This is a genomic window from Effusibacillus sp. SKA8, assembly GCF_058273125.1.
In genome coordinates, this window is the sequence record NZ_JBZCSF010000006.1 from 45,615 (window position 1) to 68,381 (window position 22,767).

Below are 22,767 nucleotides of genomic sequence, written 5' to 3' on the forward strand. Positions count from 1 at the left end.
ATCTCCTTACCCGTCTATCGCATCGCTTCTTTCTCACGAACCCGCAATTGCGTATATGGAAGTATCAACCCTGTTTTTCCCTTCGGACATTTCAATCCGCCGTTGCTCGCCCCCGGCAGCAAAAAATGGATTTGCTCTAGCGGAAACCCCAGTGTTACCGGAGCATTCTGCCTGACTGCCACCGGATTCGGCGTCGCAACCTGTATACGGCAAATCTGCAGGTCAATATGGTGGATATACTGGTTTCCCAAATATTCGCAACGCGCATAGGTTCCGCCGACCGTAATCCCGGGGTTGACCGCCATCCCGGACGGAAGGTCTGCCAACTGCCGGTTCCCCGCGACGTTTTCCCCGATCCTGACCACTTCCGGCCGAATTCCCAAGAGAACGGGAGATTCCGGATGGCGTCTCAGTCCCGCGACAAATTCCTCCGGCAGCTTATATTCCCGGTCCGCAAGGACAATCCCGTCCCCCGATCGTCATCGCCTCCACCTGGTCATGGGTGACATACACCATGGTCGTTTGCAGTTTCTCATGCAGATCGACTTGAATTCCGAGCACAATTGTCGTGACAAACACATACGACAAGGTTCCGCCCGTCAGGGGGATCATGATTTTGCGCAACAATCCCCAGTTGCCGCGAAGCCCTTCCACGCGTGAAGATTCGACCAGTTCCCGAGGAACCGCCAGCAGGCCGGCCAACAAAATAATGAACATGTTCCTACGGAAACGACAGTTCGCATTTCCCATGCGCGCATACGCTGCCGATTTGATCCTTTGCCATTTTTTTCAGTTCGCCGGCCCGTTTGGCGATCAAATCCAAGGACAGGCAGGCGAGTTCGTCGCCGGCGCATTCCAGCAGCGCCAACGAAATGGAAACGCCTTTGGCGGCGACGGTTTCCCCCCACCGGTTCCTGACAGGAATCATCCCTTCCTGCTTGCCCGCGGCGATTTCCCGCATCGTCTTGTCATCGTAAAACCCCGGCATTCCCCGGTCAAACCCGGCTATGATCTCCCGGCACATTTCGGCCGGATTGGGACAGGAAGTGATCACGATGAAATCATCGCCGCCGATATGCCCGATAAAATCCCCTTTCGTTTGGCGGCTGGCAACGGCTTGCTGCAGGACATCCGCCAAAAACCGGATGACTCTGTCGCCTTGTTGAAATCCGAACTGGTCGTTAAACCATTTGAAATAATCGAGATCGGCGTAAATAATCGAGAACGGCTGTCTAAGCGAGATGCGGCGCAGCAATTCCCGTTCGATCTGCCGGTTGCCGGGCAACCCGGTTAACGGATTTAATTCTTTCGCATATTCGATTTGCGCATTGGTCATCGTATCAAGAATCGACTGGATCGTAACAACCCCGGCCAGTTCCCCGTCGCGCGTCACCACAATAAAATCGTAAATCCGTTTGTGATCCCGGGCCATCGCCAAGCGGGAAGCCGCTTCCACCGTCACGTTTTCTTCCAGCACAAGCGGATACCCGTCCATCAGTTTCCGGATGCTGCGCTTCCAGTACAGAGGAACCCCGTACTGCGACGCCAGGCTTTGAAACAACTTTTCCCGCATGACGAGTCCCACCGGTTGATTGCCGCGAACGATAACCGTTCCCGACTCGTTTTCAAACTTGTTGAAATAGGCGACCACATCGGACACGATCGTTTTTTCGTCAAAGGCTTTGACGGGGCGGACAATGTCCCGGATTGCAACGCCGCTGCGCACCGTTTCCGGCTCCGGAGCGTTGTGCTCGTGAATCAGCTTGCGGACATCCTCCGGCACATCACGCAAGTCAGCCTGCGGACGCCCCAGCAAATACCCCTGGCCGAGATGGACGCCCAATTGGATCACTTTCGTCAGTTCTTCGTACGTTTCGATCCCCTCGGCAATGATCCGGCAGTTGATTTTCGTCGCAAAAGCGACCAGCGTTTCCAACAGAATCTCTTTTACTTTGTCACGGTCGATGTCGTGGATGATGGAGCGGTCGATTTTGATGTAATCGGGACGCAGTTCCGCAATCGCCTGTAAAGAGGAATAGCCGGCGCCGGCATCGTCAATGGCGATCCGGTATCCTTGTTTCCGGTAGTAATCCAATACTCGCGTAAACGTTGCAAAATCGTCGATGGACTGGCGCTCCGTAATCTCGAAAACGACATTTTGCGGCGTCAGGTTCATTTGTTCCAGCAACTTCATCGTCTGTCCCGGCGTAAAATGCGGATCGCGAATCACATTGGCGTTCAGATTGATAAATAGCTTCTGCCCGGGACTCGCTGCCGAAAACCCGCGGATCGCTTTTTCGCGTGCGATTTTTTCCAGAGCGTACAGACTGCCTTCCTGTTCGGCGAAATCAAACAACTGGCTCGGCGACGCAAAATCGCTTCCCTGCGGTCCCCGCGTCAACGACTCATACCCGTACACATCGCCCGTCATGAGCGACACAATCGGCTGATAATGCGTAACAATCGCTTGTCGGCTGAGAACATCGAAAAATTCGGCCCGTTTGACGGTATACTCCCGGTCCGTTTCGCTTTTTGCCTCCAATATCGCTTGCTTTACCGCGTTGTAGAGCACGCTGTCGAGATTCCGGTGCGTGCCCGGATCAAGCAATGACGTGCCGGCGTACAATTCAATCCGTTCGGCCGGCAAAAGCATGAGCCGGTTGAGCTTTTGCTGCACGTGCTCCCGGATCCGGGACGCCAGTTCATACAAGCGGGTCAGCATCCGTTTCGGCGTATCCGCTTCCAAACGGATAAACAGAAAAATGTCGTCCCCGAGCATCCGGTGGGCAAACAGCCCGGTGCCGCCGGTTTTTTCGACTTCGATAATCAACTGTTTGATATGCCGCAGAATCCGGTCGCAGGTTTTTTGCCCGTATTTCCGTTGAATTTCCCCAAACCGTTTGATGTCCAGGTAGATTAATCCGATCGGGTGCTTCCTGAATTTTTTTCCGATCAATTCCGCAAATTTTGTCGTATTCAGGCTATCGGTCAATAACATGGCATATGTGCGGCGGTCTGACATACTTCAGCATCCTTTTCCAACAGGATGGGATCAAATTCGGTTGACGCGTGGAAATTATACCACCCTTGCGGTTTATAAGTTTAAATCTTTTGTAAAAAATTCGTAAAACATAAAGCCACCGCCTCACACAGTCGAAAGCGTTGAACCGGCGGCCTCCTTGTCGGAAACGCCTACGGATATATAATGAAATCCGTGCTGTTTCATGATCCGCGGAGCAAACAGATTCCGTCCGTCGATCACCAGCGGATTCCTGACCAGCTGCCGCACGCGCCGGAGGTCAAGCCCGTAAAACTCTTCCCATTCAGTCAAGATTACCACCGCGTCCGCTCCCGAAACGGCATCGTACACATCCGGCGCGGGAGCAAACGGCAAGTGCCGGTTGAGAGACGGCATGTCGACCACCGGGTCGTAGGCCGCCACCTCGCCGCCCAACTCAAGAATCCGGGAGATAATCGGCAAGGCGGGCGCTTCCCGCACATCGTCCGTATTCGCCTTGAACGCCAAGCCCAGCACCGCAATTTTTTTGCCGCTTAATCCGCAGAGCCGCTCCTCCAGCTGCTTGACCACCCGCATCCGTTGCTGGTGATTCACTTCAAGCGCCGCCCGCAGCAATGACACGTTTACGCCGTTTGCTTCGCCAAGCGCCGCCAACGCTTGCGTGTCTTTCGGCAAACAGGACCCGCCAAAGCCGACGCCGGGCTTAAGGAATGCGGGACCGATCCGGTGATCGAGTCCCATGCCGAGTGCGACATGGTGAACATTTGCTCCCGTTTCTTCGCAAAGATTCGCGATTGTGTTGATATACGAAATCTTCAACGCGAGAAACGCGTTGGCCGCATATTTGATCATCTCCGCGCTTTGCCAGTCGGTAAACACCACCGGGCATTCGAGCGGTTCAAACAGCCGTCTCATCTGCCGCTGCGCTTTCTCCGTCCGGCACCCGATCACCATGCGGTCCGGCGACAAAAAGTCCGCCACCGCCGTCCCCTGGCGCAGGAATTCCGGAGCGGAGACAATATCAAACCTTGAACCGCCATCTTCGTTCAAAAACCGGAACACGGCTTCACAGGTGCCGATCGGTACGGTGCTTTTGATCGCAACGGTAACAGGGTCCGCCACATCCCGTTTCAACAGCCGGACCACTTCCCAGAGAGCCGTCAGATCGGGATGCCCGCTTTCTGTCGGGGGCGTTCCGACAGCGATCATCACAAGCTCCCTGTCCGCGATCGCCTGCGAAAAATCGGCCGTAAACCGCAAACGCCCCGCTTGCGTGTTCCTTTCCACCATCTCCGGCAGCCCCGGTTCATGCACCGGCAGCCTGCCCGCTTGAATCTGCTCCACTTTTTGCCGGTCATTGTCGACACAGACCACATCATGGCCCCATTCGGCAAAAACCGCAGCCGCCACAAGTCCCACATACCCGGCGCCAACGATGCATATTCTCATCCGCTTTCTCCTTCCGCCTCAAGGATGGAAAACCCATTTCAAAACACCGAAGTTTTGGCAAACCGCCATTCCTGAAGGACCGTTCCGTAGCTGTCCGTCAACCGGTCAAAGATGGCGTCCCAGTTCCTTTTTCGTGCGCTCAATCGGGCGATATGAGCCATCTGCCGCCGCAAATGCCCGTTGCGCACCAACAAACTGATGCCTTCCCGGAACGATTCCACGGAACGGGCATGGCAGAGCAGTCCGTTTTTCATATGTGAAATGATGTCCGTAACACCGCCCGATTCCACCCCGATCACCGGAAGTCCGGACGCCATCGCTTCCAAAACCGCGTTGCCGAACGTTTCCGTGCTCGAAGGAAACACGAACAGATCACAGGAGGCGTACATTTCGGACAACTCCCGACCGCGTAAAAAACCTGTCCACGTAATATTCGGATTGTCATGCGGATTTATTTTCGACATGAACGGCCCGTCTCCTACCACAATCAAATGCACTCTCTCTGCCACATCTTGGGGAAGTGTCAGGTAACTACCGAGCAGGATGTCGATATCTTTCTCCGGCGCAACGCGCCCGACGTAGAGCAACAGTAGTTTGGATTCGCCGATGCCGTAGATTTGGCGGATTTGAGGGTTGCGAAATTGCGGGTTGTATTGAGCGGGATCAATGCCGCGGCTCCAGATCTCCGCGTTGCGGATTCCGTTTTGCTCCACCACTTGCTTGGTGGCGGTCGATGGGCAGTAGGTGCGTTCGCAATGGTTGTGAAACCAGGTTACGTAAGACCAGAGCATTTTCTTGAGAAAAGGAAGACGGTAATAGTCGAGGTATTGGTCAAAATTGGTGTGATACGACGAGACCGCCGGCACTCCGTGGCGCTGGGCGAAGCGGTGGCCGATCACCCCCAGCGTGAACGGTGTCGCCAGGTGAATCAAATCGGGTTGAAATTCGAGGAGTTGTTTTTCGATCTTCGCATAACGCGACAAGGGAATTCTGCATTCCGGATAGAGCGGAAACGGAACACTCGGCACGCGGCGAATGCGCTTCGAATCATCCGTTGCTTCCATGTCATCCGGCGCGAAGACAAGGTACGGAATCCTCTTTCTCTCCCAGTATCCGACCAGACGGCTAAGCGTCATCGCCACCCCGTTGATTTGAGGGGGAAACGTATCCGAAAAAAGGGCAACCCGCAAATAAAATCGACCTCCGAATCGAGAATTTTTGCCGCTACCGCAACATGCGCAGCGCCGTGTTTCGGTTGCGGTTTTCCAAAGCGATTTCCATGACCGCACCAGCCACTTCCATGGCGGCATCCGGACGTCTGATCGTCTCCATGCGCCTGATCATGTTTTCCCTGTCAGAACCGCTTTCCAACAAACCGCGCACCGCATCGGCAGCCTCTCTTGCAGTGCGGACCGTGACAGCGACTCCCAACTCCGACATCAATTGGCCGTTTCTCCACTCCTGCCCGTAAATCGGTGTGTACAACACCATCGGAAGTTTCATGGCAAGCGCTTCCGCTATCGTCAAGCCGCCCGGTTTGGTCACCAGCAGGTCGCTTACGGCCATCAAGCGGGGAATCTCGCGGATATACCCGAAGACTTTAAGGTTTTGCCGGCCGTGGTACCGGGAATGCAGCTCTCTCCGTAAAGGCTGGTTATAACCGCAAACGACAGTGATTTCACAGTCGATCAAATTGTCGTGCCCAGACTCGACAATTTGCCGAACGGTTTGCGGAACACCGATCCCCAATCCGCCGCCCATAACCAATACGCGTTTGTTTGGCGACGGGTTTGCAACGGCTTCCGCCAGCTCATACGCGAAAGCCCGCGAGATGGGGATGCCCGTTACGCGGATCTCCGAATCCCCATGCAGCCGCTTGCGGAGCTCACTGGCTGTCTCATTCACCGGAACGCAATAAAGATCGACCTCGGGATGCGCCCAATACCCGTGCATGTCAAAATCGGTCAAAACCGTGCACAGCGGCACGCGCAGCCCTTTGCGCTTCATCTCTCCGATCAGACAAGCGGGCAAAGGATGCGTGCATACGACAGCATCCGGGGTCAGCCGCCGCAGCCAAGCTCCCACATCCTTTTGCAGGATCCCGTGCACAATCGACCGGCTGATGCCGTTCATCTCCTTTTCCCTCTGCCATTCGTACCATTTCCCCCATAAACGGGGACGGCGGGCCAAGGTCTCCAAATACAACGCCCGCGTCACTTTCGCGGTCAGCGGCCGGAAGGTATCAAGCAAATTGAGCCTGGTCACGCGCACATCCCAGTACCGGGACAAAAGCGCCTCTTCAATCGCGGAAGCGGCCCGTTCGTGGCCCGCTCCGATCGCCTCGGACAGCAAAACGATATGCGGCAAGCGCACACCTCCTTCTCATTTGCAGTTTTAACGTATCAACAAAGTTTTAAGAATTCATAAAGGTTTCATGAAACCCTCATAAAGAATGCACAACATAAGGTGTATGGGAATGGATCCGTCGCAGAAAAAACCAAGAGGCCCTTCCGGGGAGAAGAACCTCTTGGTTTTGTGGGGGTAGGGGGATTCCAAAAGGGTCAATGAGGAAACCTTTTGTGGAATTGAGCAATGCACCGGAACAATCAGCAGCCTGGCTGTCCTAACTGTTTCCAGCCTTAGACCCATGGCTTTGCGTCCCTGTCTTTCGACCAGGTTTGCCCTTGATGATTGACTCATTCCTTGCTTTTATTTTACATGATTCGACTGGATCGTACATAGGGCCGTAGGACTATTTTTCGGGAAATTTTTCGCCTATTCGACAACTCTCGTCAACCCGGGGATAATTTTTATCGGATTTTTCCATCCGCGCAGATCAAATAGTGCAAAAGAACTATCCAATCCGGCCTCTTGCCAGATATTTTTAAGCAGTTCCGCATCAAAATCTTCGCCCGTTTCAATCAGTCGGACTCTGCCGTCCCGCTCCTGCATGCGGTTGACAATTTTTTGGGTCGCATCCCGGGAACCGGTGTCCACCACCACAATTCGCATGTCTTTTCTGTGCAAGAACGCTTTATATGCGATGACTCTGACGATTCCCTCAATATAAAATTCTCCGTCGCACACGATCAGCACCAATGTGATGCGGCGGTTGGACGAAACGCTTGCGCGGAGATACCGGATCAACCTCAACAGCCCGACGACAAAGCCATAGGTCGCCAACGCCCAAACGAAAAGGGCGAGCATAACTGACACCTCCCTTTGTGGTGTCAATATATGCTCGCCTTGCGACAGGCGTTCGTTCAGAGCCTTACCCAACCGCGTCTGGCAGCCGTGATCACCGCCTGTGTGCGGTCGTCCACTCCGAGTTTGCCGAGAATGGATGAAACATGATTTTTGACGGTTTTCTCCGATATGAACAGCGTTTCGCCGATGGTGCGGTTGCTTTTTCCTTCCGCCATCAAACGCAGGATTTCCATCTCGCGCTGGGTCAGCAGGTCCTGCCAGGAATCTCGCTCCACGGTTGCCGCGGTCTGCTCGTGCAAAACCTGGCCATCCGCCATCTTGTGGCTCAGGCGTTTAAACTCATTCAACAGTTTCGTCGTCACTTGCGGATGTATGAATGCCGTACCGTTCGCCACTTCCCGCACCGCTTGCACGAGAACTTCGGATTCGACATCTTTCAGCAAATATCCGTTTGCACCTGCCCGGATCGATTCGAATATGTAAGCTTCATCGTCATGGATGGACAGAATGAGCACTCTGACCCCCGGGTGCGCTTCTTTAATCAATTTTGTCGCTTCGACCCCGTTTTTTCCCGGCATGTTGATATCCATCAGGATCACATCCGGGGCCAAAGCGCCGGCAAGCGAAATCGCCTGGTTGCCGTCCATGGCTTCCCCAATAATCGCAAAATCGTCTTCCAGTTCGAAAATTCGCCTCAATCCCTGGCGAAAAAGCGTGTGATCGTCAGCAAGGACGATCTTGATCGGACTCTGAGGGCTCAACTTGATTTGCCTCCTTGTCAGATATCGGAAGAGTGATCATCACCTTGGTCCCCTCCCCGATTCGTGAACGGAACTTCACTTGGCCACCAAGCAGTTGGATCCTCTCCCGGATCCCCAACAACCCATAATGCCCCTGCTCGTTCCTGCCTCTCTCTTTCACGTCAAACCCTTTTCCGTCATCGACGATTTGTACGGTGATCACGGGACTGCTCATGTCCAACTTGACTGTGGCAAGGGTTGCTTTCGCATGTTTCCATATATTGTTAAGCGCCTCCTGCACGGAACGGAAGATGGCGACCTCAATCGGCCCCTGCAATCTCCGTTCCTGTCCGATCAACACGAAATCCGTCTGGATTCCGTGTTTCTCCTGGAACTTTGCAAGATAGCGGCGTAAGGTGGGAGCCAGCCCCAGGTCATCAAGTTCCATCGGCCGTAAGTCGAAGATAATCTGGCGAACTTCCGCCAGGCTGTCCCGGACCATCTGTTTTAATTCCCGCAATTCCGAACGGACACGTTCGATATCCCGGTCCAGGACCTTTTCGACAATTTCCGAGCGCAACACCACGTTCGCCATCATCTGCGCCGGACCGTCATGAATCTCCCTCGCCAACCGGCGGCGCTCTTCCTCCTGGGCCTGAATCACGCGGATGCCGAGATACTGTTTTTCTTCGACCGATTGGAGTACGGCTCCGATTTCTTTTTGTTCTCCCGACAGATAATTGAAAGCGACACTGAGCTGCGTGACAAGCTCTTCCGCTTTCGCCACCAATTCACCCAAGTTTTTGAGGCGCATCGACAGGTCATCCCGTTTGAGGCGCAATTGGGTCTCGCGTTCCCTGACAACAAGCAGTTCGGTCTGAATTTTGTGCGCCTCATCGTATACTTCCTTGATCTGTTCTTCCGTGTACTGACCAAAACTTCTGCTGACCAGCACCAAACGTTGCCGGGCTTTTCGCAACGCGCTTTCAAGCCGGTCGACTTCTTTGACAGTTTCAAACACTTGCATCTGCACTGCAGCGACATCCCGCTCCAATGCCTGGTATTCTTTGCGTGACCCCTCGGCTATTTCGTAGATCTGCTGCTTGCTGGACTCAATCGCCTGTAACGCGGACGAAATGGCATGATCGAGGATCCGGGTGTCAAGATGCAGGGACACGAACCGAAACCTCCTCCAAATCCTTTTGCCCAATGTATTCCATGTGCAAGGCCTGTTTTCCTGCTTGTCAGGACCTCATTTTTGTCTGTAGGCCTCGAGTGATGTCGAAAACGATGGAGAGCATGACCGAAGCCATGCTCTCCATGCAAGTGGCGGAGTTTTACCGGATTCCCGCTTTTTCCCTCAGAATTGCGGCTTTATCGGTATTCTCCCAGGGGAGGTCGATATCGGTGCGCCCGAAGTGGCCGTAAGCGGCTGTCTGACGGTAAATCGGTCGGCGCAGGTCAAGCTCCTTGATGATTCCCGCCGGGCGCAGGTCGAAGTTCTCCTTGACGAGGCGGACGATCAAATTTTCATCGACTTTCGCGGTACCGAAGGTATCGACCATGATCGATACCGGACGTGCCACCCCGATCGCATATGCGAGCTGAACTTCGCATTTGTCCGCAAGTCCGGCTGCAACGATATTTTTCGCTACATAGCGGGCCGCATACGCCGCCGAACGATCCACTTTTGTCGGATCTTTGCCGGAAAACGCGCCTCCGCCGTGACGGGCATACCCGCCGTAAGTGTCGACAATGATTTTGCGCCCCGTTAAACCGGCGTCCCCCTGCGGTCCGCCGATGACAAACCGGCCTGTCGGATTGATGAAATATTTGGTCTCATCATCGAGCAAATGCGCCGGCACAACCGGTTTGATCACGTGTTCATGCAGATCTGTTTCAATCTGTTCATGGGTGACGTCTTCCGAGTGTTGGGTGGAGATGACAATCGTGTCGACCCGTACCGGCTTGCCGTCCTCATATTCAACCGTCACCTGCGTTTTTCCGTCCGGGCGCAGATAATCGAGTGTTCCGCTTTTGCGCACCTCAGCCAAGCGGCGTGCCAGTTTGTGCGCAAGGGAAATCGGCAGCGGCATCAATTCTTCCGTTTCATTGACGGCAAATCCGAACATCAGCCCCTGATCGCCCGCACCAATCGCTTCAATCTCTTCATCGGTCATGGAACCTTCACGGGCTTCCAGCGCTTTGTTTACCCCCATCGCAATGTCCGGGGATTGTTCGTCAATCGAGGTGATCACCGCGCAAGTATCGGCGTCAAACCCGTATTTTGCCCTGGTATATCCGATTTCGCGGATTGTTTCGCGGACGACTTTGGGAATGTCGACATATGTATTCGTCGTGATTTCCCCCGCCACCAAAACCAGACCGGTTGTCACCGAGGTTTCGCAAGCGACGCGCGCATTCGGATCCTTCGCCAAAATCGCGTCAAGGACCGCATCGGAGATCTGATCGCATATTTTATCGGGATGTCCTTCGGTTACGGACTCCGATGTAAACAAGTAACGACGGGTCGTCACAGGTATCCCCCCAGCAGGTGCAAATTCAATTATTGCTTAAGTCAATGAATCATACTATCCTAAATAAACCGTACTGTCAATCATTAGCGTTCATCATTGGCGTTCATCCATTATCGTTCATCAACCGGTAGTCGGATATGCGCTGCATAGCGGGAAAAAAGTTGGGAAAGACATAAAAGGAGCACATCCCGCGGTGCTCCCTTTGCAACATTTCATGCAATGCCATAAGTTTTTTATTCGATTGTTGTCACGACAGTTTGCCGCCCGTGAGCTGCCGCTCGGCAAACGCCACCATGCGCTGAACCATTTTTCCTCCGACGGCACCCGCATCCCGTGTGGCAATGTGACCCCAGTAGTCCTCACTGCCCTGGTAGACCGGCAAACCGAGTTCGGCCGCAATTTCATACTTCATATCGTCCAGCGCCTTATGGGCCTCCGGAATCAGTTGCTTTCCTTTTCTGCCTGCACCTAGCGCCATGCGGATCGCCTCCCGACCTCAAGATTCCGGACAAAAGGGCCCGGTGCTTTTAGTCTGTGCGCCAAACGCCAAGATAACCTGCAAAATTGCTGGATCATCGACCAAAAAAACGCTCCCGCAACACCGCCAAGGCAAACAGGGGAAGCGCCAACTGCCTTCGCCAGCGGCTCGGCTGTTTCAACAACCGGTACAGCCATTCCAATTGCAGCTTTCGCCACACAAGTGGAGCCCGCTTGACCGTCCCTGCATAGATGTCGATACATCCCCCGACACCGATCGACACGGGTACATTCAATTCCTGCAGATGTTTTGCAATAAACGCTTCCTGTTTTCCAAGCCCCAGTCCGACCAACAACAAACGGACACCGTACTGCCGAATTTCGCCGAGGATACCGGGAACGTCCGCCTCCGAGAAATATCCGTCCCTTCCGAACACCGGCATATGGGGATAGAGACGCCCCAGATTTTCCCGGGCAAGCCGGTTGGATTCGGCGCTTGCCCCGAGCAGATACACCGGCCATCCTTCCCGGTTCGCCTTGTCAAACAGCGGAGGAAGCAGATCCGCCCCGGTAACCCGGCCGGCAACAGGATGTCCCAACAGCCTTGCCGCGTATACCACCCCGATGCCGTCTGGCGTGACCAAATCGGCATGCTGCAAAATATTCCAGAATTCCCGGTTTTTCCTCGCAAACATCACAATCTCCGGATTCGCCGTGACCACCTGCCGGGGAACGGTGCCGCTCATCCATGACCGGATCAGCTCCACCGTTTCATCAAAGGAAAGGGGGCTGAAGGGTACCCCCAATATGTTGACTGTAGGTTGTTTGACGGCACTCTTCATCCCCGAACTCATGTCAATTCCTCCGCAACCAGTCGGCAAGCAGCCGCTGCAGCCGCTCCCGCTCGTCTTTCTCTACAAAAAAATACCACAATCCGTCCCAGGGAGCCACTTTGTTGACGCCTTTGACCGTTTCCGTGTGCACACGCTCCGGCTCAAATCCGCTGAAAGATGTCAGGATCGCCAACGCTTCGCCCGGAGCCAAGGAAGTATGCACGTGTCCGCCCAGTATTTCAAGCATCGGGACAAATTTGGGCAGCGCCTCCAGCGTCATCCCTTTTTGCATTATTGCACGCAACACCTGTTGCTGCCTTCTCATCCGTCCCGTGTCCGCCTCGGGATCATACCGAAACCGGACATAGTCCAGCGCCTGGCGGCCGTTGAGAACGCGCTCGCCAGCCCGCAAATGGATGTGCGTTCCATCGGTTGGATCGTCGTAGTCCATGTTTTTTTCCACAGTAAGCGGGAGCCCGCCCAAAAGGTCAACCATCCGGCGAAATCCTTCAAAATCAACCGCCACCGTATGGTCGACGGTTGTCTGCAGCCACTCTTCCACCGTCTTTTTCACAAGCGGCGAGCCGCCGTATGCGTAGGCGTGGTTGATTTTTGTATAGCCGTGTCCCGGGATTCTCACATACGTATCCCTTGGGATCGGAATGACGCGGGCCGTCCGCTGTTCCGGATCCAACACGGCCAACATGATCGTATCGGAGCGTGCCGATTCGCCCCGTCTGGAATCCAGACCGAGTATCAAAACCGACTTGGGATGCAGCTTTTGGATAGGCAGAAAGGAACGGGCAAGGTCGGCCGTTTCCTGCAAAACCGATTGCGGTTGCGGCGAGGCCGGAGTCCGCCACTGCGCTTGAGGCGGTTTGGCGGTCAGGTGCGTCCGATCCCGGGAACCGGCGCTTGCCGCAAGAGTTGCCACGATCCCTATCCACAGCGCAATGCTTCCAAGTCGCATAGACGCTTCCCTCCGATGCTTTCAAATGCGCCCGCAAGACGAGTTGTTTGTTAGTTTTCTCGGATCGGTTTGCGCGTTTACCAAGAAGGATTTTCCTTCCCCGTTCGCTTGCCGTTTAATCCCTTTCCAGATTAAGCCCGACTTGGTATACTTATTCTGTGTTTTTCACAAGCATATTCCGCACACTCGGGGCTCCCATGCGGAACCGCAAGAACGATCCGGTTCGGCTCACGCATCGTCCGCGACGGTGGAAGGAAGGGGGACAAGCATGCCGCGAATTCTTATTTCCGGGTATTACGGCTTTGACAATTTAGGCGATGATACGGTTTTGTTCGGCATCCTGTCTTCCCTCCGCAAATTGCGTCCGGACACGGAATTCGCGGTTCTCTCCAACCAACCGAAACGAACGCAGGAACTGTTTGGCATCCCCGCGTTCAACCGCTGGAGCCTGCCGGTCATTACGCGGGAGCTGATGCGTTCCGACCTGCTCGTTATGGGAGGCGGCTCGCTGTTGCAGGATGTGAGCAGCCCCCGCAGCGTGCTCTATTATTTGGGGATCGTCGCGCTCGCCAAGATGCTCGGCAAGCCGGTCGTGTTCTACGCGCAAGGCGTCGGGCCGATCAACAAAAATTTTTCCAAGCGCCTGATTCGTCGGATCGTCAATCAAGTCGACCTGATTACAGTCCGGGACGACAAATCCCATGACGACCTGAAAAAATTCGGCGTCCACAAACCGCCGATTCATGTGACTGCCGATCCGGCTCTCGCCATCGATACCCGTCTCTTCCCGAAGCGCGACGGGGCGGCAATTCTCCAGGAATTCGGCGTCATTTCCCCAGCGGTGGAACGGAAACCGCTGGCAGGGGTTGCAATCCGCCACTGGAACACCCCTCATCCTTATCTGGACGTGTTGGCAAAAGCTTGTGACGAGTTGTGCCGCCGCGGTTGGCAGGTGATCTTCATCCCCATGCAGTATCCGCGGGATGTCAGCGTATCGGAAGCGGCCGCCGCCTTGATGAAGGAACCGGCGGTCATTCTTAATCGCCAGTTTTCCTTCCGGGACATCTCCAGCATTATCGCCAACATGGACATGATCGTCGGCATGCGCCTTCACTCCTTGATCCTCGCGGCGTTGTACGAAGTGCCGTTTGTCCCTTTGTCATACGATCCCAAAATCGACCGGTTCGTGCACCGGCTTGGCCTGCCGCAGGGAGAACCGGTAACCAGCGTAACCTTTGAGCGGTTGAACGAACAGATTCAACACGTGGAGCGAAATCGGGAACAGATCAAGCTTCAAATGCGCGAACCGCTTGTCCGCCTCTGCCGGGAAGCGGAAAAAAGCGGGGAACTCGCAGTCAAGTTTCTGAAGCGATAACCCTATTTCAAAATGTAAAGCAACGCTTCCTGGGAGGGGAGTCACATGCCACGGGTTTGGCTTTGGGCCTCGCTCGTTTGCCTGATGTTCGTAATGTTACTGTCCTTCAGCCTCACGCCGGCTTCCACACAGCCGATGCAAGCAAATCTGCATACCGTGAAAGCGAAGCCGCAAACGGCACAAATTCTGCCAAACCGGCCGGTTGCAACCTCAACCGGCAAACCGGAGAACCGCGGTTCCGCCGTCGCCGCAACCGAAAATTCCAAAGTCGATAACGCCGGGAAAAACGTCGAAGAAAACGCTGGGAAAGCCATCGCCGCAAGCGTTCCGATCTTGATGTACCACTCGATATCCGACAATCCGAAAAATTTGCTTTGTCTGTCTCCCGCCCGCTTTGCCGAACAAATGCAACACCTGAAGGATGCCGGTTACCACACGATCACATTCAAAGATCTGGAGGACTGGGCGGCAGGGAAGCCCATCCCCGTGAAGCCTGTCCTACTTACATTTGACGACGGCTACCGGGACAATTATACGAACGCTTTCCCGGTCTTGAAACGGTTGCACCTGAAAGCGACAATTTTCATGGTCACCGGTTTTTTTGACGCCCGCATGAATCTGACGACCGACATGGCAAAAGAAATGAAAGCCAGCGGCCTCGTCGAATTCGGATCACATACCCTGTCCCACGCCGATCTCACCACACTTGCGGATGACCGTTTGCACAACGAAATCTTCCAGTCCAAATCCGAACTGGAAAGCAAACTCGGGGAGCCTGTTACCGCGTTTTGCTATCCGTCCGGCCGTTTCAACGAAAAGACGGTCAAATACGTAAAAGAAGCGGGTTACCGCTTCGCCGTGACCACCCGCCCGGGATGGGCCGAACTGTCACAAGGAGCGCTCACCCTGCACCGGGTTCGCATCAACGGCGACCTCTCCCTCAAACAATTTAAAGAAATGCTTCCTTAAGGGCCTTTTCTCAATCTCCGTCAAACAGATCGCCAAGGCCGCCCAAGAGGCTTCCTTCTTCCCGCCGGCCGCCCCCCTGCGGAGCCGCCGCGAACACGCGGCTTGCCAGACGGCTGAACGGCAGCGATTGCACCCAGACTTTGCCGGGTCCCCGCAAGGTGGCAAAAAACAAGCCTTCGCCGCCAAACAGCGCGGTTTTGACACCCCCGACAAATTGAATGTCATAATCCACTTCTTGCGTCATTGCGACCAGACAGCCGGTGTCGATCCGCAGCATTTCACCCGGCTGCAATTGCCTTTCATGGATGGTTCCTCCTGCGTGAACAAAAGCCAAACCGTCTCCTTCAAGCTTTTCCATGATAAAGCCTTCGCCGCCAAAGAAACCGGTGCCGAGCTTGCGCTGGAATTCGATTCCGACCGACACGCCTTTAGCGGCGCATAAGAATGCGTCTTTTTGGCAGATCACCTTGCCGCCCAATTCGCTCAGATCCAGCGGAATGATTTTTCCCGGATAAGGGGCGGCGAAGGAAACGTGCCGTTTCCCCTGCCCTACATTGGTGAACACGGTCATAAACAGACTCTCGCCGGTCAGCAGGCGTTTGCCTGCGCCCAGCAATTTGCTCATGAATCCTTTGTTTTCCTGCGATCCGTCCCCGAAGATGGTTTCCATGCTGATCCCGTCTTCCATCATCATCAAAGCTCCCGCTTCCGCGATCACGCTCTCCTGCGGATCGAGTTCCACTTCGACAAACTGCATGTCGTCCCCGTAGATTTTAAAGTCGATTTGATGTGCGTTCATAAGCCTGCCTCCCCTTGTTATCTCATCAGCCACGGATAGCGTTCCAGCAACCGGCTTACCCGCGGGCCGATTTTTGGAATATACGGCAGTTCCGTTCGCGAGATGCCGCCCATGACGAGTGTCATGATCCCGTAAAAAAAGGCTCCCAGCGGCAAGATCACCATCAGTTTCACTGTCGCCAGCAGCCGGGCGGAACCGATGATCCCCTGCAACATGCGGCTTGCCAACCAATCGCTTCCCCACAGCATCAGCCCTGTCAAAATCGTCGCCGCCAGCGGACGGGTGAGCATCATGCCGAGCTTTAACCGGACCCTCGTCAGTTTGAACACGCTCCGGATGTTCAGGAAAGAAGAGAAAAGATACGCGAGGGAAGCCGAAAGGGCGGCCCCTTCAATCCCGAGAAACGGTACGAGCAGCAAATTTAACACAAACTTGGCACCCGTGCCGATCAACATATTCCGGACCGGGAGGTACATATATCCGATTCCCTGCAGCATATAGGTGGTCAGGATTTCAAAGGACATAAAAATCCCCATAAATGACACGATCCGCATCACATTGACGCCTTCTGTATGGCGGAACAGCATCAGATCGATCGGGGCGGCCAACGCAAACATCCCGGCTGCGGCAGGAAGGATTGTCAAACTGATCAAACGAAAAGAAATGTCGATCCGTTCGCGCACCAGTCTATAATCCTTGCTGCCGGCCGCTTCCGTAATGGCAGGCAGCAGCGATGTGCCGATGGCCGTCGCCAGCGTGACAGGAAGCTGGATCAGCCGGTACCCGTCATTGGTCAGGATCCCGAACGCTTCCGTCGCCTTCTCTTGTTCGACACCAGCCCACTTCAGCAGGTTGATCACCGTGTACGTATCCACCAGTTGGGAGATTGGCAGCACCAGTGTGGCCAACAGGATCGGGATCGCGTAGGAAACAACTTGCCGCAAAATCTTCCACGTATTGCCGGAACCGCGACCGGTCAACCGGCGCTTAAATCCCCGCCGCATTTTCATGACGGCATACATGACGACGAACAGGCTGGCAACCGCTCCCACCATGCCGCCAAACGTTGCGGCAGCGGCGCCGACCGGAATCTTATACCCCAATTTTAAAACGAAATACGTGCCTATCAAAATCACCGTGACCCGCACAAATTGTTCGATGACCTGGGAGGTTGCCGACGGCGTCATGTTCTGATGGCCCTGCAGATATCCCCGGTAGGCTGCCATCACCGGAACCACCAGGATCGCAAAGGACAGCGAACGGATCGCCATTGTGGCGTTCTCCTCGCCGGCAAGCCCGGCAAACTGGGGCGCACCAAGGAACATGACGAGAAATGCGGCAACACCGGTGACCAGCATGAGCCGCAGCGAGATTCGGAACACCTCGTCCGCACCGTCATAGTCGCCCTTCACGGTTCGCTCCGCGATCGCTTTCGACAGCGCAAGCGGGAATCCCGCAGACGAAAAGTACAAAGCAAAGATATACAGGTTGTAGGCGATTTGGTACAACCCCATCCCGTAGCTGCCGATCATATTTTGCAGCGGCACCACATACACAACGCCCAGAATCTTCGAAATCATCCCGGACAACGCCAGGGCAACCGCGCCTCTTACGAATGTTTGGCTTTTGGTGATATTCATAAATCCTCCCGCGTCTCACGTGCACTCCCCAACAAATATACACCATTTTCAGGCTTTCTTGCAGAACATTATTCCACCATATGATTTGTGATGCTCGATGTCAAACCCGTTTCATTTTCACGGCCATGTGGCGCTTCACAGGTCAGCCCGATTATGGTACGCTACCCTTGATCGATCACGCATATCCAGGGGTGTTTGTTTGGTTTCGCGCAAAGAACTCAAATGGCTGGTTGTATTGTCCGGTTTGGCCTTGGCCCTTCGCCTGTTCGTGATCTTCCGCTATCCGCACCTGCTCTGGCTGGACAGCGACGACGCGGCTTACATCAGAAGCGCCAGATGGCTGTTGGAACACCACATTTTCCGCTATGCGTACCCGGATGTTCCGACCGTTTTTATTCCGCCTCTTTTCCCACTCTTCATCGCGGGCGTCATGAAACTGTTCGGGACGGGCGACACGGGAATCCAGGCGGTCCGGGTCGCGCTCGCGCTTGTCAACACAGCCACTGTCTGTCTGGTTATCGTGCTGGGCAAACAATTGCGGCAGCCGGTTGCGGGATGGATCGCCGCCGCGATTTTGGCGGTGTTTCCCTCGTATCTTGTCATGACCGGGTTGCTCCTGACGGAAACGCTGTTTACGTTTCTGTTGGTTCTGACGCTTGTGGCGCTGTTTCACGCGATCGAAAGAAAATCCTATAAAGTCTTTGCCGTGGCGGGATTCCTGTTGGGACTTGCGACGCTCACCCGCCCCACTGTCGCGCTGTTGCCCGTTTTATTGGGTATGTATCTGTGGGGGCGGCGCGACTACCGGTTCCGCAAGGCATTGCAAGCGGCACTCGTATGCGGCGCCGCTTTTGTGATCGCACTGTCGCCTTGGATCCTTCGCAACTACATCCATTTTCACAAGTTTATCCCGTTGACTGTCGCCAGCGGCAATCCGTTCCTGACGGGCACCTATTACGACAACAACATTTGGGTCGACGGACACGATCCGGAATTCCCCGATTGGCCGCTGCATTGGAAAAAAGTCTGGGGAGACGAACAAGCGACTGACAAATACCTGATGGAACTGGGCAAAAAGCGGTTTGCACAAGAGTTCGAAAAAGATCCGGTTCGCTACATCGAATGGTACACCGTCGGCAAGTTCAAACTGTTCTGGTGGAAGGAACCTCTCGTCTGGACAGAGATTTTGCAGCCGATCAAAGAGGCGCTGATCCCCGTCCACCGGATTTTGATGGTGTTGGGCCTGATCGGTGCGATTGCGGCGCTGTGCAAGCGAATTCCGTTCGCCCCTTTTCTGCTGTTGCTGCTGGGCTATTATACCGTGATGCACATGGTGTTTCTGGCAACGGCCCGTTACGCGTATCCGATGATGTATGAAGCCTATCTGTTCACCGGGATCGGCATCCTGACGCTCGGTTCGCTTTTGGCGATCCCGTTCCGCTCCCGCTTCTAAAAACAGGAGCCCCGTGAGGAGCCAAATCACGGGGACATGAATCTTTACCGGAGAACCTCGCGCTGACGGACCGATTTCGGTTGCAGCAAACGGGAATAACGGCCGACCAGCGCGGGCAAAATCAGCCACCCCACCGCCCAGACCTGTTCTTTCCACGTGCCCTCAAACAGAAGCGGCACGCACATCAACACGGTGTTAAAGACGATATGGGAAAAGATCACCGTCTCCAGATCGTACCGCAAAAAACACCAGCCGATGACCATTCCGAGCAGCGTCAGCTCGACAAACCTCGTATAAAAGGGGTGCACCGGATAAAGGGAATGGGCCAGCGCCCAGATCATCGCCGGCAGCAAAAGCGCCAAAAACGTGCTGCGCGTGTATTTTTTGACAAGACTCATGCCGAGCAGGCGAAACGTAATCTCCTCGCCGATTCCCGCAATCCAGGCGAGCACCGGAAACAGGCCGGGCACAAGATAGTTCCAGGAGGTCTGGGAAAAATCGCTCTCCTGCCAAACGCCGAGATACCTCTCCGACACCCAATAGAAGACGCTCTGCAGTCCCAGCCAAAGAAACGCCAGCAGATAGCCACGAAAAACGGCGGTCCGCACTCTCCGCGGCCACCGGGCATCCCCCCAGCGCAGCCACTTTCCCGGCCAGAGTTCATTTTGCAGGACTCCGCCGGCAACCGCCGTTATATAGGTGCTGCCTGCCGACAGCAAAGCGAGCGCCGTAACGGAAATCCCCGTTCCCCACAACATCCATTGCAGGGGAATATCCGCAAACCCCAGATTGGTCAAAAAAGTCGGCCATTCGTTGAGATTCGAGACCAACGCGGCGCCAAGCAGCATGATTCCCAGGATCAGACCCCTCAGCCAATCCACCTGCCGACGCGGATAAACAAACGCGACGACCAACGAGAAAATGACAAAGAGCAGTATCCCGAGCAGGCTGATCCCGGTCATGAGCAGGCCGAGGGTCCGCTGTTTCTCAAACCAGTCCAGATCCGCCTGCGGAATCAGGAATTCCGTTTGAAAGGCGGTGACCTGATTCCCGGTTATGCCGATCTTGTAGACATATTGGGCGCTACCTACCCGCCACGACAGATCCCGCCATTTGAACCTGTAATCGTCGTGCCATTCCGCTTGCTCGTCCCTGGTAATCCGCTCTGGAGCCAGATGCGATAACGCGGCCCCCTGCCGGGCAAGCTCTTCGCGTGCCAGCCGCAAAGCCTCTTTTTCTTCGACTGCCGGCAGCTCCCGATTGGCTCTCCGCCGCAGCTCGTAACCGATCACCCGGCCGTCGGTTTCATCCAGCCGCACGCGGTACAGGTCGCCGCCGGGCATAAAATGCGTGACTTCCCAGTAAGCCAAAGGGCGAACGGAGCGGCTCGCTTGCGCAAACTCTTCCTCCAGTTTGTGCCGCTTCACATACGCGTCCATCTCCGCGTCGCCCTGGTAGAGTTCCGTCCGTATATACCCGGTTGTGTCGATCCCTTTTCCCTTTAAAAAATTGGCCGCCAGCCGTCCCGCAGCTTCCCGCGTCAGCGAAACCGGCTCGCCAGACACCACCTCTTGCACCGTCATTGCGGCAAACGCAAGCAAACCAAGCCAAGCCAAAATCCACAGCAGAGGATACTTGCCGCGACGCATCAGGTCCATCCTTTACCGTTTAATAATCTTCCAGTTCAATGCTGTTGGTTCCGTCGACAAACCGGTCAAGCGCCAAAACGTCTTCCACGGCGGCGGCGGAAAGATAGGTCACTCCGTCTTCCAGGAGAAAAGGAGCGTCGATTGCCACCACCTGTCCGTTTACCGTCATGGCGCCCGATTGCGTCAACAATTTGACATCCCGGCCTTTGTAGCGGAACGTCACCGTTTCGTCGTCGGGATTCCATTTGATCACCGTCCCGAGAGCTTCCAGTGTAAAACGCAGCGGGATGTAGCGTTTTCCGTTTTTCGTCAGGACTTTCTGGTTGGCGGTTTCGAGGCGGTTGACATAGGTCCGTTCGTTGGCGAGGTCAAACTGCACGCTCTTTTTCCGTTCGGGATGCACCGTTTCCACCGCGACAGGCAGCTGCAGCTCCCGGGTGGCGATCGCCACGTCAGGTGTCAACCCGCTCCCTTGCGGCGACGAGCCGTCCGAGAAGTAAAACTGTCCGTCCGTTATTTTTACTATGGCGCCGTTTTCCAATGTTATGCCCGAATGTTGCATGACGCCTTTGCCGAAAGACCGCTCGCCGACCAGTTTGGCCCGTTTGTTGGCCTGCAAGGCACCCGCCAAAAGTTCCGCCGCGCTGGCGCTGTCCCGGTCGATCAAAATGGCAAGCGGCAAATCCACGCCCTCAATATCGGCAGTGACCGTCTGCTCCATCCCCCGTTGCTTTAAGGTTACAATCACTCCGTCATGCAAAAATTTGTCCGCAATCCGCAGCGATCCCGCCAGATAACCGCCACCGTTGCCCCGCAGATCCAGGATTAAAGTTTTAATCCCTTTTCGCTGCAGATCCGCCAGGGCGAGGCTAAAATCCTGATCGATCTTCTCGGTGAAAGACAGAATGCGGATGTAACCCGTTTCCGCATCCAACAATTTGGAGGTTAGCACGGGAAGCTGGATTGCCTTGCGAACGATCGTAACGTCGAAGGGACTCCGCCCCGCCCGCTGAATTCCCAACGTGACCGGCGTTCCTTCCTTGCCGCGAACCCGCTCCGCGATCTGTTCAAACTGTTGGTCTTTCGTCGTGCGGCCGTCGATGGAGACAATCCGGTCCCCCGCTTTCAACCCGGCAGCCTCCGCCGGCGTGGCAGGATATACTTCTTTCACAAACAGGCCGGATGAATCCTGCCCGAGGGCGACTCCGATCCCCGCGTATCTCTGGTTGATGGAGTCAAGAAACTCCTGGTATTCCTCGTTTGTAAAATACGCGGTATACGGATCGTTTAAGGCGTCGAGCATCCCTTTCACCGCGCCGCGCATCAACGTTTCTTCACCGACGTTTCCCCAATGAACGTCCCGCAGCACCTCAAACAGTTGGATCAACGAAATCTCGTTCTTGCTTAACCCCGGCTCCTCCGCCATCACCGCGACGGGTTGAACAAGCATCCCGGCAGGGACTGTAAGTCCGAGAGCGAGCGCAAAAGGCACCCATTTTTTTGGCCGAGTCTGCTTCCGCATGGCTTCCTGCCCCCTAAAATTGCCCGCAAACGGGCAATTCCAATTTTCCAAGATTTTTATGGTTTAGGAAATTCGACAAGGATAACCGATTCCCTCCAACCGCAAGCAACAAATCATGAACTATTGTT

20 protein-coding genes and 1 riboswitch are annotated in these 22,767 nt (G+C 55.0%); of the genes, 3 read left to right on the plus strand and 17 right to left on the minus strand.

What is annotated here, in order from left to right:
* Positions 1-14 precede the first annotated feature (14 nt).
* The 13 genes from AC4ED1_RS06720 to AC4ED1_RS06780 all read right to left on the minus strand — a co-directional run bounded on the left by AC4ED1_RS06720 (position 15) and on the right by AC4ED1_RS06780 (position 13,232).
* Complete coding sequence (locus AC4ED1_RS06720) at positions 15-383, minus strand: TOBE domain-containing protein (RefSeq protein ID WP_490936964.1); 369 nt, start codon at positions 381-383, stop codon at positions 15-17.
* Positions 384-438: 55 nt separating this feature from the next.
* The gene (locus AC4ED1_RS06725) at positions 439-717 is read right to left on the minus strand and encodes a hypothetical protein (RefSeq protein WP_490936966.1); all 279 of its coding nucleotides are present in this window, start codon (positions 715-717) and stop codon (positions 439-441) included.
* A 4-nt stretch (positions 718-721) separates the two neighbouring features.
* On the minus strand, positions 722-3,022 hold the full coding sequence (locus tag AC4ED1_RS06730; RefSeq protein ID WP_490936967.1) for a GGDEF domain-containing protein: 2,301 nt from the start codon (positions 3,020-3,022) through the stop codon (positions 722-724).
* A gap of 123 nt (positions 3,023-3,145) precedes the next feature.
* The gene (locus AC4ED1_RS06735; protein ID WP_490936969.1) at positions 3,146-4,468 is read right to left on the minus strand and encodes a UDP-glucose dehydrogenase family protein; all 1,323 of its coding nucleotides are present in this window, start codon (positions 4,466-4,468) and stop codon (positions 3,146-3,148) included.
* A gap of 38 nt (positions 4,469-4,506) precedes the next feature.
* On the minus strand, positions 4,507-5,778 hold the full coding sequence (locus AC4ED1_RS06740; protein WP_490936971.1) for a glycosyltransferase family 4 protein: 1,272 nt from the start codon (positions 5,776-5,778) through the stop codon (positions 4,507-4,509).
* Complete coding sequence (locus tag AC4ED1_RS06745) at positions 5,693-6,835, minus strand: MGDG synthase family glycosyltransferase (RefSeq protein WP_490936973.1); 1,143 nt, start codon at positions 6,833-6,835, stop codon at positions 5,693-5,695. Before AC4ED1_RS06745 ends, AC4ED1_RS06740 begins: the two co-directional genes overlap by 86 nt.
* 238 nt (positions 6,836-7,073) lie before the next feature.
* Positions 7,074-7,161, minus strand: a riboswitch (cyclic di-GMP riboswitch).
* Positions 7,162-7,243: 82 nt separating this feature from the next.
* Positions 7,244-7,675 carry a glycosyltransferase gene (locus AC4ED1_RS06750; RefSeq protein ID WP_490936975.1) on the minus strand — a complete coding sequence of 144 codons (432 nt, stop codon included), beginning with the start codon at positions 7,673-7,675 and terminating at the stop codon, positions 7,244-7,246.
* A 56-nt stretch (positions 7,676-7,731) separates the two neighbouring features.
* A complete protein-coding gene (locus tag AC4ED1_RS06755; RefSeq protein WP_490936977.1) occupies positions 7,732-8,436 on the minus strand; it encodes a response regulator in 705 nt (234 codons plus the stop codon).
* Positions 8,399-9,592, minus strand: a complete 1,194-nt coding sequence (locus tag AC4ED1_RS06760; RefSeq protein ID WP_490936979.1) for a sensor histidine kinase — start codon at positions 9,590-9,592, stop codon at positions 8,399-8,401. Before AC4ED1_RS06760 ends, AC4ED1_RS06755 begins: the two co-directional genes overlap by 38 nt.
* A gap of 160 nt (positions 9,593-9,752) precedes the next feature.
* Positions 9,753-10,952: a methionine adenosyltransferase gene (gene metK / locus AC4ED1_RS06765; RefSeq protein ID WP_490936981.1), complete on the minus strand. Its 1,200-nt coding sequence runs from the start codon at positions 10,950-10,952 to the stop codon at positions 9,753-9,755.
* A gap of 247 nt (positions 10,953-11,199) precedes the next feature.
* Complete coding sequence (locus AC4ED1_RS06770; protein ID WP_490936983.1) at positions 11,200-11,430, minus strand: alpha/beta-type small acid-soluble spore protein; 231 nt, start codon at positions 11,428-11,430, stop codon at positions 11,200-11,202.
* A 94-nt stretch (positions 11,431-11,524) separates the two neighbouring features.
* Positions 11,525-12,283, minus strand: coding sequence for a WecB/TagA/CpsF family glycosyltransferase (locus tag AC4ED1_RS06775; protein ID WP_490936985.1), 759 nt, complete (start codon positions 12,281-12,283; stop codon positions 11,525-11,527).
* A 1-nt stretch (position 12,284) separates the two neighbouring features.
* Positions 12,285-13,232 (minus strand): LCP family protein, encoded by a 948-nt coding sequence (locus AC4ED1_RS06780; protein ID WP_490936987.1) that lies wholly within the window; start codon positions 13,230-13,232, stop codon positions 12,285-12,287.
* Positions 13,233-13,500: 268 nt separating this feature from the next.
* Here AC4ED1_RS06780 and csaB point away from each other — a divergent pair, with 268 nt between their 5' ends.
* Together csaB and AC4ED1_RS06790 are read left to right on the plus strand one after the other, a co-directional pair.
* Entirely contained in the window at positions 13,501-14,607 is a 1,107-nt protein-coding gene (gene csaB / locus AC4ED1_RS06785; RefSeq protein ID WP_490936989.1) for a polysaccharide pyruvyl transferase CsaB, read from the plus strand.
* A gap of 45 nt (positions 14,608-14,652) precedes the next feature.
* Positions 14,653-15,576 carry a polysaccharide deacetylase family protein gene (locus tag AC4ED1_RS06790; protein WP_490936991.1) on the plus strand — a complete coding sequence of 308 codons (924 nt, stop codon included), beginning with the start codon at positions 14,653-14,655 and terminating at the stop codon, positions 15,574-15,576.
* Between the two features lie 10 nt (positions 15,577-15,586).
* Here the strand turns inward: AC4ED1_RS06790 and AC4ED1_RS06795 are convergent, their stop codons facing one another.
* Both AC4ED1_RS06795 and AC4ED1_RS06800 read right to left on the minus strand, forming a co-directional pair.
* The gene (locus AC4ED1_RS06795; RefSeq protein WP_490936993.1) at positions 15,587-16,375 is read right to left on the minus strand and encodes a TIGR00266 family protein; all 789 of its coding nucleotides are present in this window, start codon (positions 16,373-16,375) and stop codon (positions 15,587-15,589) included.
* Positions 16,376-16,392: 17 nt separating this feature from the next.
* The gene (locus tag AC4ED1_RS06800) at positions 16,393-18,015 is read right to left on the minus strand and encodes a putative polysaccharide biosynthesis protein (RefSeq protein WP_490936994.1); all 1,623 of its coding nucleotides are present in this window, start codon (positions 18,013-18,015) and stop codon (positions 16,393-16,395) included.
* A 199-nt stretch (positions 18,016-18,214) separates the two neighbouring features.
* Here AC4ED1_RS06800 and AC4ED1_RS06805 point away from each other — a divergent pair, with 199 nt between their 5' ends.
* A complete protein-coding gene (locus tag AC4ED1_RS06805) occupies positions 18,215-19,468 on the plus strand; it encodes an ArnT family glycosyltransferase (RefSeq protein ID WP_490936996.1) in 1,254 nt (417 codons plus the stop codon).
* Positions 19,469-19,512: 44 nt separating this feature from the next.
* Here the strand turns inward: AC4ED1_RS06805 and AC4ED1_RS06810 are convergent, their stop codons facing one another.
* Both AC4ED1_RS06810 and AC4ED1_RS06815 read right to left on the minus strand, forming a co-directional pair.
* Entirely contained in the window at positions 19,513-21,117 is a 1,605-nt protein-coding gene (locus AC4ED1_RS06810; protein WP_490936998.1) for a CPBP family intramembrane glutamic endopeptidase, read from the minus strand.
* Positions 21,118-21,136: 19 nt separating this feature from the next.
* Positions 21,137-22,639 (minus strand): S41 family peptidase, encoded by a 1,503-nt coding sequence (locus AC4ED1_RS06815; protein WP_490937000.1) that lies wholly within the window; start codon positions 22,637-22,639, stop codon positions 21,137-21,139.
* Positions 22,640-22,767 lie beyond the last annotated feature (128 nt).

Bases quoted from the DNA above. Each gene is read 5' to 3' on its own strand.
- AC4ED1_RS06735 (WP_490936969.1), bottom strand. From the start codon at position 4,468: ATGAGAATATGCATCGTTGGCGCCGGGTATGTGGGACTTGTGGCGGCT.
- AC4ED1_RS06780 (WP_490936987.1), bottom strand. From the start codon at position 13,232: ATGCGACTTGGAAGCATTGCGCTGTGGATAGGGATCGTGGCAACTCTT.
- csaB (WP_490936989.1), top strand. From the start codon at position 13,501: ATGCCGCGAATTCTTATTTCCGGGTATTACGGCTTTGACAATTTAGGC.
- AC4ED1_RS06740 (WP_490936971.1), bottom strand. From the start codon at position 5,778: ATGCCGCCATGGAAGTGGCTGGTGCGGTCATGGAAATCGCTTTGGAAA.
- AC4ED1_RS06800 (WP_490936994.1), bottom strand. From the start codon at position 18,015: ATGAATATCACCAAAAGCCAAACATTCGTAAGAGGCGCGGTTGCCCTG.
- AC4ED1_RS06795 (WP_490936993.1), bottom strand. From the start codon at position 16,375: ATGAACGCACATCAAATCGACTTTAAAATCTACGGGGACGACATGCAG.
- AC4ED1_RS06725 (WP_490936966.1), bottom strand. From the start codon at position 717: ATGTTCATTATTTTGTTGGCCGGCCTGCTGGCGGTTCCTCGGGAACTG.
- AC4ED1_RS06730 (WP_490936967.1), bottom strand. From the start codon at position 3,022: ATGTCAGACCGCCGCACATATGCCATGTTATTGACCGATAGCCTGAAT.
- AC4ED1_RS06770 (WP_490936983.1), bottom strand. From the start codon at position 11,430: ATGGCGCTAGGTGCAGGCAGAAAAGGAAAGCAACTGATTCCGGAGGCC.
- AC4ED1_RS06790 (WP_490936991.1), top strand. From the start codon at position 14,653: ATGCCACGGGTTTGGCTTTGGGCCTCGCTCGTTTGCCTGATGTTCGTA.
- AC4ED1_RS06810 (WP_490936998.1), bottom strand. From the start codon at position 21,117: ATGCGTCGCGGCAAGTATCCTCTGCTGTGGATTTTGGCTTGGCTTGGT.
- AC4ED1_RS06775 (WP_490936985.1), bottom strand. From the start codon at position 12,283: ATGAGTTCGGGGATGAAGAGTGCCGTCAAACAACCTACAGTCAACATA.
- AC4ED1_RS06815 (WP_490937000.1), bottom strand. From the start codon at position 22,639: ATGCGGAAGCAGACTCGGCCAAAAAAATGGGTGCCTTTTGCGCTCGCT.
- AC4ED1_RS06750 (WP_490936975.1), bottom strand. From the start codon at position 7,675: ATGCTCGCCCTTTTCGTTTGGGCGTTGGCGACCTATGGCTTTGTCGTC.